Source organism: Streptomyces sp. E-08, assembly GCF_049913095.1.
Taxonomy (GTDB): Bacteria; Actinomycetota; Actinomycetes; order Streptomycetales; family Streptomycetaceae; genus Streptomyces.
In genome coordinates this window covers 1041098-1053742 of sequence record NZ_CP183971.1, presented here as the reverse complement: position 1 = coordinate 1053742, position 12645 = coordinate 1041098, and the positions used below count along the sequence as shown (strand labels likewise).

The window sequence follows — 12645 nt, the reverse complement described above, 5'->3', positions numbered from 1 at the left end:
TGGGGGCTGGGGGGGGTCCCGGTGGACCGGCGGTTCAAGCGGGGCGTGCGGCCGCTCAGCCGCTCAGACGGTGGTGACGACCTCGTCGTAGTCCAGCCGCGGCGAGCGCGGGTACCAGGCGTCCGGTCCGGGGCGGCCGATGTTGACGATCATCAGGGGCGTGTGGTCGTCGTCCAGGAGTTCCTTCTGTACGCCCGCGAAGTCGAACCCGGTCATCGGCCCTGCGGCCAGCCCCGCCGCGCGCACACCCAGGATGAAGTACGCCGCCTGGAGCGTGGCGTTGAGGAAGGCGGACTCCTCGCGGACCGGACGCTCGGCGAAGAGGAGGTCCTTGGCCTGGGGGAAGTGCGGGAGGAGTGCGGGGAGCTTCTCGTGGAACTCGTTGTCGGCGGCGAGGATCGCGATCAGCGGCGCGGCCGCCGTCTTGCGGCGGTTCCCCTCGTCCATGAGGTCCACGAGCCGCTCGCGGGCCTCGTGGGAGCGGACCAGGATCACCCGCAGCGGTGACTGGTTGTAGGCGGTCGGCGCGTACTTGACGAGGTCGTGGATCGCCCGGACCTGGTCCTCGGTCACCGGCTCGGCGGTGAAGGTGTTGGCGGTGCGGGCCTCGCGGAAGAGGAGGTCCTGCGCGGCGGGGTGGAGGGCGAGCTCGGACATCGGTGTGCTCCTGTCGTTCAGCCTTGATAATCTCAACGTTGAGATAAAAGCAGCTCGACTCTCTCAACGTCAAGTGTCTTAACGTTGAGAAGATGTCCATTGAGAGGAGTGCGGCGATGAGCGATGCCGTGGACGCGATCATCGGGCAGTGGGCCAAGGAGCGCCCCGACGTGGTGGAGGACCTCTGGCCGGTACAGCTCTTCGGGCGGATCCAGCGGCTGGCCCGGGTGATCGACAAGTCCGCCAAGGCCGCGGCCGCCGCACACGGCGTGGAGCACGGCGAGTTCGACGTGCTCACCACGCTGCAGCGCTCCGGGCCGCCCTACACGCTCACCGCGGGCGCCTTCATCAAGGCGTCCATGGTGACCTCCGGCGCGATCACCAACCGCATCGACAAGATGGAGGCCAAGGGTCTGGTCGAGCGCGTCCGGGACGGCGACGACCGTCGCACCATCAAGATCCGCCTCACCGAGCACGGGCACGAGGTCACCCGGGCCGCCTTCGCCGACCACCTCGCGAACTACGCACAGCTGCTCGCCGACGTGGACCGCGACCAGGTCGACAAGGCCGCCGAGGGCCTGAGGCACGTGCTGGAGACCCTCGGCGACACGGCCATCGAGTGACGTGACGCGGCCGAGACGCCGTTCACCTGGCCGCTTCTCCCGTTCCTCCCGCCTGTCCCGCTCAGCCGTGGAGGGCGGCCCGGGCCAGGAAGGGCACGGTTGTTGCGGGCGGCGCGTCGGGCGCGGCCGGAGGGTGGAAGAGCAGCGGGACGGCGTTCGGTGCGCCGACGCTGCCCTGTTCGCGGAGCGCCGGAGGGGCCCCTATGCGCACCGCACACCGCGAGCGGTGCGCAGGGGCCTCCTGGCCGGCTGTACGTCGCGGTGAGAGCCACTCCGCCGCGCCGAGCCGGTGCGATGCAGTCAACCGGCCCCCCGTCGCCGGGGCGACTGGACGCGGACACGGAAAACGGACGCTCGCGGCCCGCGCGGGCCCGCTGAATCGTCCAAGAGTCCGAGGACGCGCTCCCGGCCTCAGACCTCGGGGAAGCGGAATGCGCGAGCGGAATCCGCGAGGGGAATGCGTCCATTCGGCTGGTGGATGCGATGTGCGCAGAGAGGAGGAAATTCCTCTCCGGTAGCGTCGGCCGTAGGCAGGTCACAGAAGTGACGACTGCTCGTTCCGGCTCTGTGAGGCGTGTTCCATGACCCTGTCCATCCGCAACCAGTTTCCCGGCACCGTCACCGCCGTCACCGCGGGCGAGGCCATGGCGTCCGTGAAGGTGCGCCTGGACGGCGGTCAGGACATCACCGCCGCCATCACCGCCGACGCCGTCAAGGACCTTGGCCTGGCCGAGGGTTCCGCGGTGAAGGCCCTGGTGAAGTCCACCGAGGTCGCCCTCGCGACCGGCCCCGTGGAGGGCATCTCGATCCGCAACCAGCTCCCCGGCTCCGTCACCGAGGTGTCGACCGGTGGCGCCATGGGCTCGGTGAAGGTCTCCGTCGCGGGCGGAGAGCTGACCGCCGCGATCACCAAGGACGCCGTGGAGGACCTCGGCCTGGACGCCGGCACCTCCGTCGTCGCCCTGATCAAGTCGACCGAGATCTCCCTCGCTTCCGCCTGATCACGCGTCGGACGCGTCGAGGGCCGCACCCCGCGCGGAGGTGCGGCCCTCGACGGCGGTCTTACGACGTCCAGCCGCCGTACGGCACGGTGATGAGTTCCATGGCGTGACCCGCCGGGTCCATGAAGTACACGCCGCGGCCACCGTCGTTGTGGTTGATCGCGCCGGGATGCTTCCTATGGGGATCGGCGTAGTGCTCGATGCCGCGCTGCCTGATCTTCGCGTACGCCGCGTCGAACTCCTCCTCGGAGACCAGGAAGGCGTAGTGCTGCGGCGTGATCCGGTCGGCGGGGATCGTGGCGAAATCCAGCGTGACCCCATTGCTCAGGACGACTGCGATGAACGGGCCCCACTCCGCGGTGATCTCAAGTCCCAGCAGGTCCGCGAAGAACTCCGCCGACTCCCGGTTGTCCCGGGCGTGGACGATCGTGTGGTTCAACTCGACGGGCAAGGAATGCCTCCACGGGCATCTCCTGACACCTCCATGCCTCACCCGGACGGCGACCGGCACGCGATGTCGTCTTGAATTCTAGCCGCCGTGGTCCGCACAGGGATTCGACAGGAGCCGACGCGATGCGGCGCGGTCCTCACCGGAGCCTCGCGTGGTGGGAGCCGGTGCGTCCCGCTGCGGGAGGCGGCGGGACCGACGCTCGCCGAGGACCTGCGTACCCTCCTGCCCCATCCGGCGTTCGACACGGCGGCCATGGACGGCTTCGCCGTGTGCGGCCCCGGGCCGTGGAGGGTGCGGGGCGTCGCACGGGCCGGGACGGCCTGGCGGGGAGAGCCGGCGCCGGGTGACGGCGTGGAGATCTCCACCGGAACCCGCGTTCCGGCCGGGGCGGTCACGGTCCTGCCCAAGGAGCTGGCGATGTTCGCCGACGGCCGCATGTGCGGACCCGCGCGGGCGGAAGGCCGGCACATCCGGCGTACGGGCGAGGGCGCGGCGGCCGGCGACCGACTCGCTCCGGCCGGAACGCGCGTCGGCCCGGCACGGATCGGACTTGCCGCCGCCTGCGGCCACGACAGCCTCCCCGTCCGTCCACGCCCCCGTGCCGGCCTGCTGGTCAGCGGCGACGAACCCGACTTCTCGGGTGTCCCCGGGGCCGGTCGGGTCCGCGACGCGCTGGGCCCGCCGCTCCCCGCCCTCGTCGCCGAACTCGGCGGCGAGACGGTGTCGTCGAGCCACGGACCGGACCTGCCGGAGGACGGCCTCGCCGCGGCCGTGCGCGTGTGCCGCGACACCGAGGTCGTCGTGGTCACCGGCTCGACCTCCGTCGGAGACACCGACCGGCTCCGCCGGCTGCTCGCCGACGCCGGGGCCCACATGGTCGTCGACGCCGTCGCCTGCCGCCCCGGCCACCCGATGCTGCTCGCCCGACTCCCCACCGGTCGCCGACTGGTGGGACTTCCGGGCCATCCGTACGCGGCCCTGGTCGCCGCCCGTACCCTGCTCGGCCCCCTGACCGCCGGCCTGTCGGGACGCCCCCTCCCGCCGCTTCCCTACCTGGCCGTCCGGGGCCGGGCTCGGGCGGCGGCTGGGGGTGCTGCCCGTCGGACGGGGTGGGTTACAGGCTGCGGGCGGTGATGTCGCCGTAGGAGGTGGTGGCGCGGATGTTCAGGGCGGGAGTGCCGTCGTTCTTCAGGGAGTTGGTGACGCGGCCGTAGGCGGTGCCGGCGTCGAGGGTGGCGGAGACGCCGGTGGCGGCGGCGATGGTGATGTCGCCCTTCTGGGTGGTCAGGGCGAGCGTGCCGCGAGTGGCCTCGGCGATGCGGATGTCGCCGCGCGCGGTGGTGATGTCGGCGGAGCCGGTCAGGCGGCCGATCTCGATGTCGCCGTCGGTGGCGGTCAGGGTCAGGTTCGCGGCCTCGTCGATGACGATCTCCCCGTAGGCGCCCTGGAAGGTGACGTCGCCGAGGCGTCCGGCGGTGCGGATCTCGGTGGCGGCGGCCTGGGCCTCGACGCGGGAGCCGGCGGGCAGCTGGACGGTGACCTCGATGGAGCCGAGGTTGTCGCCGAGGAGGTTGTTCTTCGTCTTGGGGACCTCGATGCGCAGGACGCCGTCGGTGTAGGTGACGTCGGTGCGCTGGGCGGTGTTGACGTCGCGGCTCTTGGAGGAGTCGGCGGGCTGGATGTCGACGGTGGTGTCGGTGCGGTCGGTGGCGACGATCCGGATGCGTCCGGCGGGGACGGCGAGGGTGGTGACGATGGCGGCGGCGGTGTCGAACTTTTGCACGGTGCTTCTCCTTGGTGGTGGCGGGCGGTTGTCCGCCGCGCTCTTTCCGATGAGGGAAAAGCTACGTTGCGTTCGAGCTTCCGGCAAGCGTGTCGTTGCGTGAAATCAGCATCTCCGCAGGTCACATACGTGATTTCATTGCAATGGTTCCGAATCTAACGCAACGAGACCCTCCGCATTGCGTTGCAATGGATGAGAGTGGACGTCATCCGCGGAGTGCTCGGGGGTCCCTGTCGTCGCGGAGCGGATTGCTGGCAGACTGGCTCGCCGTCCGCCGAAGGAGTACCCCGTGTCGATGATTCACCGCCTCCGCAGCGCCGTCCGCCGGACGTACCGGCGTGCCGTGGACCTCAGCCACCCGGCACGGTCGCCGCTCGGCAGCGCGGTGGTCAACTGCGTGGTCTACCGGGACGGTGTCCTCCAGGACGGGGTCCGGTCCGTCGAGGAGGCCGTACGGCGCGTCCGCACGTCGGGTGACGGGTTCGTGTGGATCGGTCTGCACGAACCGGAGGAGAAGGAGTTCGCGGGGCTGGCCGAACTGTTCGGGCTGCACCCGCTCGCGGTGGAGGACGCCGTCCACGCCCACCAGCGGCCGAAGCTGGAGCAGTACGACGACGTGCTGTTCGCCGTCTTCAAGACGGTGCGGTACGTGGAGCACGAGGAGCTCACCGCGTCGAGCGAAGTCGTGGACACGGGCGAGCTGATGGCCTTCACCGGGCCCGACTTCGTCATCACCATCCGCCACGGAGGGCACGGCTCGCTCGGCCCGCTCCGCGAGGCCCTGGAATCGGAGCCCGAGCAGCTGGCGAAGGGGCCCTCGGCGGTGCTGCACGCGATCGCGGACCATGTCGTCGACGACTACCTCGCCGTCGCCGACGCCGTACAGGACGACCTCGACGCCATCGAGACCGCGGTCTTCTCCGAGCAGGGCCACCGCGGTGACGTCGGCCGGATCTACCAGCTCAAGCGCGAACTCCTCGAACTCAAGCGGGCCGTGACACCGCTGGGCCGTCCCCTCCAGCGCCTCGCGGTCGAACCGGTGCCGATGGTCGCGGCGGGGATACGCGCGTACTTCCGTGACGTGGCCGACCACCTGGCACGGGTCACCGAGCAGGTCGCCTCGTACGACACGCTCCTCGACTCGATCCTCCAGGCCCACCTCGCGCAGGTGACCGTCGCGCAGAACGAGGACATGCGGAAGATCACCGCGTGGGCCGCGATCGTCGCGGTCCCGACGATGGTCTGCGGGGTCTACGGCATGAACTTCGAGCACATGCCCGAGCTGCGCTGGGCCTACGGCTACCCCCTGGTCCTCGGCGTCATGGCCGTCGCCTGCGTCGTCATCCACCGGGGCTTCCGCCGCAACGGCTGGCTCTGACTCCCGGCCCGGCCGGATCGTGCTGGTGATCTGACGGTCGGGAAGAGAAAAACGCGCGCGGTTTCGGACAACCCTGGGGGGCTTTCGCTGGTCGGAAGGGTGAGAACGAAACAGACGCAGGGGGGAACCCGATCATGTTCGAACGACGCAGGCCCGGGCTGAGGGCGGCGCTCGTCGCCACCGCCGTCGTGGTGACGACCACCACCGGCGCTGCCTCCGCCGTCGCCGCCCCGGCCACCGACCCGGTGGTGGCGACGCCCGCCTTCCACCTGTTCGGCGTCCACAAGCAGACCCACGAGCTGTGGGAGTGGTACAGCCGAGGACCGCTCCTCTTCACCGACGGCGGCGACGGGGTCGATCACTCGGACCTCGCCGACCTCATCCCCGTCGACAACAGCCACGACGGCGGGTACGGCTACGGCACGTGGCTCCTCCACAAGAACGGCCGGCTGGACTTCCGCGGCTTGGTCGGCAACCCGTGGCTCTCGACGAAGACCGTCGGCCGGGGCTGGGACATCTACCGCACGGTCCTCTCGCCCGGCACCCTCGGCGGAGCCGAGGAGGCCGACCTGATCGGCCTCGACAGGGCCGGTGTGCTGTGGAGCTACCTGGGTTACCCGGACGGCCGCCTCACCACCCGCGCGCGGGTCGGCGGCGGCTGGGGTCAGTACACCGAGCTGGCCGGCCAGGGCGATCTGACCGGTGACGGCAGGTCCGACATCATCGCTCGCGACAAGGCCGGTGTCCTCTGGCTCTACAAGGGCACGGGTGACTACAAGGCGCCCTTCGCGGGCCGTACGAAGATCGGCGGCGGGTGGAACGTCTACGACCGGCTGTTGTCGATCGGCGACGTCGACGCCGACGGCAAGGTGGACCTGCTGGCCCGGAAGACGACGGGCGAGCTGCTGCGGTACTCGGGAACGGGTGACGCGGCGCGGCCGTTCACGGCGCCGGTACAGATCAAGGGGACCTCCATGAAGGAGTTCAACCTCCTCTAGAAGTAAAGCACTTCGCGCGAGGCGGCCCCGTTCCCGGCGTTTCGGGTCCGGGGTCGCCCCCTGTCGTGACCGCCTCTGTCGCGACTCCTGGTCGCGGTCTGTGCGCATGTGGCGGAGACCGCCTGGTCCCGGTCCGGCGTCGGAGGCTCCGGTACGGACGGACGCCTCGGGGAGGCAGGTAATCACCCTCACGGTGACGGACTTCTACGGGACGACCGCCTTCGCCGCCGAGGCGGGGGTTCCCACCAAGCTGGTTCTTCGCGGGAAGGACTCGGGCGGCTGTGCTCGCGCCTTCACGATCCCGGCACTGGGCGTGCGGGAGATCGTCAAGGAGAACGGGGGCACCGCCATCGACCTCAGCACGCCCACGGCGGGGAAGCTGCGCTTCTCCTGTGCCAAAGGCATGCAGACCGGCGGCATCGACTTCGCGTGAGGAGACCTCCATGAGCCCGCTCGGCTTCATCCGCCGGCTGCGCGCCGCCGTCCGGGCCGGTGAGCCGCGGTGAGCCCGTGGTGAGTCGGCGGTGAGGGGGCGCTGTCACTGTCATGCCCGTCGCCGGATCGTCCGAGGCCCGGCCGCGAGACGGGGAGTACGTGATGGGCACGCAGAACGTGGAGAACGGCGTGGGCGCGCAGGGGAACGCGGAGTACGTGATGGGCACGCAGAACGTGGAGAACAGTGTGGGCGCGCAGGAGAACGCGGAGAACGTCGTGGGCGCGCGGGAGTTCACGGCGGGCACGCAGGAGATCGCGGCGGGCGCACGGGCGTTCGGGGCGGGCCCCCTCCGTGGTCGGACGGCGCTCGTGACCGGTGGGTCCCGGGGGATCGGGCGGGCCATCGCCCTGCGGCTGGCCGCCGAGGGGGCCCTGGTCGCCGTCCACTACGGCGGCAACGACGAGGCGGCCCGGGAGACCGTCGCGCGGATCCAGGCGGCGGGCGGCCGGGCCTTCGCCGTGCGGGCCCGGTTCGGTGACGACGGCGCGGTGGACCGGCTGTTCGAGGGCCTGGTCCCGGGACTCGCGGGGCGCGGCCTCGACATCCTCGTCAACAACGCCGGTATCGGTTCGGGGAGTTCGATCGCGCAGGTCACTCCGGACGAGTTCGCCAGGCTGCTGACCGTCAACGTCGCGACACCGTTCTTCGTGATCCAGCGGGCCCTACCGCTGCTCAACGACGGCGGTCGCGTCATCAACATGGGTTCGACGGCCAGCCGGTTCGCGGTGTCCACCCAGATCGGCTACACCATCAGCAAGGCGGCGATCGAGGCGATGGCCCCGTCGTTGGCCAACGAACTCGGCGCACGCGGCATCACGGTGAACACGATCGCGCCCGGTGCGGTCCGGACCGACATGACCGCCGGCTACACCGCCATCCCCGAGGTCGTCGCCGGACTGGAGTCGATCACCGCGCTCGGCCGGATCGGCGAGCCGGAGGACGTCGCCGACGTCGTCGGCTTCCTCGCCGGGCCGCAGGGACGGTGGGTGACCGGCCAGACCATCGATGTCTCGGGCGGGACGTACCTCGGCCCCCTCGCGTGATCACCGCTGGTGGATAATCGCCGGCATGCGGTTCTCCATCCTGGGCGAGACTCTGGCACGGCGCGATGACGGAACGGAGGTCCCGCTGGGCGGCCCGGCGCGGCGCGCGCTCCTGGCGCTGTTGCTGACGAGCCCCGGGGACGTGGTGTCGGCCGACCGGCTGGCGGAGGAGATCGCCCCCGGCGGATCCGTGTCCGCGCACGCGTTGCAGGCCCAGGTGTCCCGGCTGCGCGCGACCCTGGGCGCGGCGGCGATCGAGCGGGCCGGCGCGGGCTATCGCGTCGTCGTCGACCCGGACGACGTGGACGCCTGCCGGTTCGAGCGGCTGGCGGGCGAGGGCAGGACCGCGCTGAGCGACGGTGACTCCGCGCGGGCGGTCGCGCTGCTGCACGAGGCGCTGGGGCTGTGGCGGGGCGCGCCCCTGGCCGACATCGCCGGAAGCGAGTCGGCCCAGGCCGCGGTGGCCCGTCTTGAGGAGTGCCGGCTCGGAGCGCTGGAGGACCGGATCGAGGGAGAGCTGCGGCTCGGCAGGAGCCGGGCGGCCGTCCCCGAGTTGCGTGGACTGGTCGGCCGTCATCCGCTACGGGAACGGCTGGCGGGACTGCTGATGCGGGCGCTGTTCGCCGAGGGCGGGCAGGCCGAGGCGCTGGTGGTGTTCGAGGAGACCAGGCAGCATCTGGCCGAGGAGCTGGGCGCCGATCCCTCGGCCGAACTGGTCGCGCTGCACCGGGAGATGCTGAGCGTCGATCCCTCTCCCTCGCCCGTCGCGCCGCCCGCCCCGCTGACGTCCTTCGTCGGCCGCGCCGGAGAGGTGGACGAGATCGCCGGTCTGCTGCGCGTGGCCCGGCTCGTCACCCTGACCGGCCCCGGCGGCGTCGGCAAGACCCGGCTGTCGGTCGAGGTCGCCGGCGTCGCCGACGACGACGTGTGCTTCGTGGAGATCGCCCCCGTGCGCGACGGCACGGACCTGCCGCAGGTGGTGCTCGGCGCCCTGGGCCTGCGCGAGAGCGGGCTCCAGCCGGGAGGGGGCGGTCAGACGCCCACCGAGCGCCTGATCACGGCCCTGTCCGACCGGGTGCTCCTGCTCGTCCTGGACAACTGCGAGCACGTCATCGACGAGGTCGCGGCCCTGGCGGCACGGATGTTGGCGGCCTGCCCGCGACTGAGGGTCCTGGCGACCAGCCGGGAGCCGCTGGCGGTCATCGGGGAGAGCCTCTGGCAGGTCCGGCCCCTCGACGAGGCCGCGGCCGTACGGCTGTTCACCGATCGGGCCGATGCCGTGCGGCGTGGTTCGGCCGCCGACACCGGCAGGGTGCGACGGGTCTGCGCGGCCGTGGACAACCTGCCGCTGGCCATCGAGCTTGCGGCGGCGCGGCTGCGCACGATGGACCTCCACGACCTGGCGGGGCGGCTCGACGACCGGCTCGGGATGGCCACGGCCCGCAGCAACCGCACGGCCGACGAGCGGCACCGCACCCTGCGCTCGGTGGTCGCCTGGAGCTGGGAACTGCTCTCCGCGTCCGAGCAGCGGGCCGCGCGACGGTTCACCGTCTTCGCCGCGGGCGCGACGGCCGCCGCGGCGCGGCAGGTGTGCGCGTGTGACGGCGAGACGCTCGAGTCGCTGATCGACAAGTCGCTCCTGGAGTTCGCGGGCGGACGCTTCCGCATGCTGGAGACGATCCGTGCCTACGGCGCCGAGCGGTTGGAGGCGGCGGGCGAGGACGACACCGTACGGCGTGCCCACGCCCGGCTCGTCCTGGACCTCGCGAGGACCGCCGATCCGCACCTGCGCCGGGACGAGCAGCTGGAGTGGCTGGGAGTGCTGGCGGCCGAGCACGGCAACCTCCTTGCGGCCGCGCGCTGGGCGGTCCGGGCGGCCGAGTGGGGGACGCTCCTCGACCTGCTCGCCTCGGCCTCCACCTACCTGTGGATCCGTGGCCTGCCGGCCTCGGTCGCACCGCAGGCGGCGGCGCTGCTCGACGCCCTAGCCGCCCTAGACGCCCTCGACGCCCTCGGCGACCGGCCCCCGGCCGGGCTCGGCGAGGAGTACGTGGCCTGCGTCCTCCTCGCGGCGGCCGCGCCCGGCGGCTCCGCGGTGTGGCAACGGCACCGTGCGCGGGCCGAGCAGTCCCTGGCCGCCGCGTGGTCCGGCGCCTTGGCGGGCCGCCATCCGGCCGTCCTGCTGCCGTGGATGATGCGGAACGCCACGGAGGACGACCCGGGGCGGGCGTTCGCGCTGGTGGCCTCACAGCACGACTGCCCCGAGCCCTGGGTGCGGGCGCTCGCCCGGTACGTCTCCGGATTCGCGCTCCTCGGCGAGGGGGACACGGCGGGTGCCGAACAGGCCTTCGGCGCGGCCGTCGAGGGCTTCCGCTCGGTCGGCGACCGGTGGGGCAACGCGCTGGCCCTGGACGCGCTCGCCGGTCTGGCGGGCGCGAGCGGCGACCGTACGACGGCGATCGCCCTCACCGACGCGGCCCTCGCGCTCACCGAGCAGCTCGGCGCCCTGGAGGACAGCGCCGACCTCCTGGTCAACCGGGGCGATCACGTCGTCGACGACGACGCCCGGGCCGCCCGCGCCGCCTACGCGCGGGCCGCGGCCCTCGCGCGTCGCGCCGGCAGCTCCACCTACCTCGCCGCGGCCCTGCGCGGCCTCGGTGACATGGCCCTCCTCGACCAGGATCCGGCCGAGGCGGAACGCCTGTACACCGAGGCCCTGGAACGGACCGACCCGCACTGGGTCAAGAGCGCGGGAAACCGGGTGCGCACCCTCGCCGGGCTCGCCCGCGTCGCCGAGACGCGCGGCGACCGCACCACCGCCGTGGCCCGCTACCGTGATGCCGCCGACGCCGCGACGGCCGTACTGGGCGCCGCCGACCGGGATTCCCTGCGCATGATGGGCCTGCCCGAGTCCGTCATCGACGCGGTGAGTCCGCGGTGAGCCCGCGGTGAGCGGTCCCCCCGAAGCTGTCGCCCATGAAGAACAACAGCGTCCTCATCTCCGGCGCCTCCGTCGCCGGCCCCGCCCTCGCCCACTGGCTCCACCGCCACGGCTTCGCCCCGACGATCGTGGAGCGCGCGCCCGCTCTGCGTGACGGCGGCTACGCCGTCGACTTCCGGGGCGAGGCGCACCTGTCGGTCCTCCGCCGCATGGGGATCCTGGCCGACCTGGAGCGCGTCCGCACCGGAACGGGCTCCATGTCGTACGTGGACAGCACGGGCAAGCCCGTCGCCGAACTACCCGCCGACCTCTTCGCCGGAGACCTGGAGGTCCTCCGGGGCGACCTGTCCCGCATCCTCCACGACGCCACCGAGCAGCACACCGAGTACCTCTTCGGGGACTCCGTCACCTCCCTCCACGAGGACGCCGACGGCGTGACCGTCACCTTCGAACGCGCCGCACCGCGCCGCTTCGACCTGGTGATCGGCGCCGACGGGCTGCACTCCACCACCCGGCGCCTGGCGTTCGGACCGGAGAAGCGGTACGTGAGGCACCTCGGCGTCTACTGCGCGATCTTCACCACCGACAACCACCTGGGGCTCGACCACACCGGCCACGCCCACCGCACCGCGGGCAGGCTGGCGGCGATGTACAGCGCACGCGACAACACCGAGGCCAAGGCCGTGTTCTACTTCGGCTCGCCGCTCCTCGACCTCGACCGCCGCGACGTACCGCGACAGCAGGCCGTCCTCGCCGAGCACTTCGCCGGAAGCGGCTGGCAGAGCGACCGGCTGCTGGAAGACATGCGCCACGCCACCGACTTCTACTTCGACTCCGTCGGCCAGGTCCACATGGACAGCTGGACGCGCGGCCGTGTCGCCCTGCCCGGCGACGCCGCCTACTGCCCGTCCTCCCTGTCGGGCATGGGCTCGGGGCTCGCCCTCGTCGGCGCGTACGTCCTCGCCGGGGAACTGGCCGCCGCGCGCGGTGACCACCGCGTCGCGTTCGCCCGCTACGAGCGGGAGATGCGCGCGTACGCGGAGGGCTGCCAGAAGATGGGCGACGGCGTCGCCAGACTGATGGTCCCCGGGAGCCGTGTCGCGGCCTCGCTCCTCAACCGCTACTACAAGGTCATGCCCTACCTGCCGGGCAAGAACATGGCCGCCAAGATCGCCCGCAAGGCCGCGGAGAACATCACGCTGCGCGACTACGAGACGGTCGCCGCGCGCTGAGCGGCCTGCCTCGCATGGCATCCCCGTCAAGGGGTAGCCGCC

The 12645-nt window shown here is 72.0% G+C and carries 13 protein-coding genes; 9 read left to right on the top strand and 4 right to left on the bottom strand.

Features of this window, described 5'->3' with window-relative positions; translation table 11 throughout:
- Window positions 1-63: 63 nt before the first annotated feature.
- Window positions 64-657 carry a malonic semialdehyde reductase gene (locus ACN9MM_RS04925; RefSeq protein ID WP_426362471.1) on the bottom strand — a complete coding sequence of 198 codons (594 nt, stop codon included), beginning with the start codon at window positions 655-657 and terminating at the stop codon, window positions 64-66.
- A gap of 116 nt (window positions 658-773) precedes the next feature.
- Between ACN9MM_RS04925 and ACN9MM_RS04920 the strand changes: the two genes are divergently transcribed.
- Window positions 774-1280 (top strand): MarR family winged helix-turn-helix transcriptional regulator, encoded by a 507-nt coding sequence (locus tag ACN9MM_RS04920; RefSeq protein ID WP_426362470.1) that lies wholly within the window; start codon window positions 774-776, stop codon window positions 1278-1280.
- Between the two features lie 61 nt (window positions 1281-1341).
- Here the strand turns inward: ACN9MM_RS04920 and ACN9MM_RS04915 are convergent, their stop codons facing one another.
- Complete coding sequence (locus ACN9MM_RS04915; protein WP_426362469.1) at window positions 1342-1491, bottom strand: hypothetical protein; 150 nt, start codon at window positions 1489-1491, stop codon at window positions 1342-1344.
- A gap of 370 nt (window positions 1492-1861) precedes the next feature.
- Here ACN9MM_RS04915 and ACN9MM_RS04910 point away from each other — a divergent pair, with 370 nt between their 5' ends.
- Window positions 1862-2281 (top strand): TOBE domain-containing protein, encoded by a 420-nt coding sequence (locus ACN9MM_RS04910; RefSeq protein WP_426362468.1) that lies wholly within the window; start codon window positions 1862-1864, stop codon window positions 2279-2281.
- A gap of 61 nt (window positions 2282-2342) precedes the next feature.
- Here the strand turns inward: ACN9MM_RS04910 and ACN9MM_RS04905 are convergent, their stop codons facing one another.
- On the bottom strand, window positions 2343-2732 hold the full coding sequence (locus tag ACN9MM_RS04905; RefSeq protein WP_426362467.1) for a VOC family protein: 390 nt from the start codon (window positions 2730-2732) through the stop codon (window positions 2343-2345).
- Window positions 2733-2819: 87 nt separating this feature from the next.
- Between ACN9MM_RS04905 and ACN9MM_RS04900 the strand changes: the two genes are divergently transcribed.
- Window positions 2820-3866 (top strand): molybdopterin-binding protein, encoded by a 1047-nt coding sequence (locus ACN9MM_RS04900; RefSeq protein ID WP_426362466.1) that lies wholly within the window; start codon window positions 2820-2822, stop codon window positions 3864-3866.
- Here ACN9MM_RS04900 and ACN9MM_RS04895 read toward each other — a convergent pair.
- On the bottom strand, window positions 3847-4515 hold the full coding sequence (locus tag ACN9MM_RS04895; protein ID WP_426362465.1) for a DUF4097 family beta strand repeat-containing protein: 669 nt from the start codon (window positions 4513-4515) through the stop codon (window positions 3847-3849). The two genes, ACN9MM_RS04900 and ACN9MM_RS04895, sit on opposite strands and share 20 nt — an antisense overlap.
- A 295-nt stretch (window positions 4516-4810) precedes the next feature.
- Here ACN9MM_RS04895 and corA point away from each other — a divergent pair, with 295 nt between their 5' ends.
- The 6 genes from corA (at window position 4811) to ACN9MM_RS04865 (ending at window position 12603) form a co-directional block, all read left to right on the top strand.
- Window positions 4811-5893 carry a magnesium/cobalt transporter CorA gene (gene corA, locus ACN9MM_RS04890; protein ID WP_426368675.1) on the top strand — a complete coding sequence of 361 codons (1083 nt, stop codon included), beginning with the start codon at window positions 4811-4813 and terminating at the stop codon, window positions 5891-5893.
- Window positions 5894-6027: 134 nt separating this feature from the next.
- Window positions 6028-6891: an FG-GAP repeat domain-containing protein gene (locus ACN9MM_RS04885; protein ID WP_426362464.1), complete on the top strand. Its 864-nt coding sequence runs from the start codon at window positions 6028-6030 to the stop codon at window positions 6889-6891.
- A gap of 106 nt (window positions 6892-6997) precedes the next feature.
- The gene (locus ACN9MM_RS04880; RefSeq protein ID WP_426362463.1) at window positions 6998-7324 is read left to right on the top strand and encodes a cupredoxin domain-containing protein; all 327 of its coding nucleotides are present in this window, start codon (window positions 6998-7000) and stop codon (window positions 7322-7324) included.
- A gap of 164 nt (window positions 7325-7488) precedes the next feature.
- Window positions 7489-8430: an SDR family oxidoreductase gene (locus ACN9MM_RS04875; protein WP_426362462.1), complete on the top strand. Its 942-nt coding sequence runs from the start codon at window positions 7489-7491 to the stop codon at window positions 8428-8430.
- A 25-nt stretch (window positions 8431-8455) separates the two neighbouring features.
- On the top strand, window positions 8456-11371 hold the full coding sequence (locus ACN9MM_RS04870; protein ID WP_426362461.1) for a BTAD domain-containing putative transcriptional regulator: 2916 nt from the start codon (window positions 8456-8458) through the stop codon (window positions 11369-11371).
- 35 nt (window positions 11372-11406) lie between these two features.
- Window positions 11407-12603 carry an FAD-dependent monooxygenase gene (locus ACN9MM_RS04865; protein WP_426362460.1) on the top strand — a complete coding sequence of 399 codons (1197 nt, stop codon included), beginning with the start codon at window positions 11407-11409 and terminating at the stop codon, window positions 12601-12603.
- Window positions 12604-12645 lie beyond the last annotated feature (42 nt).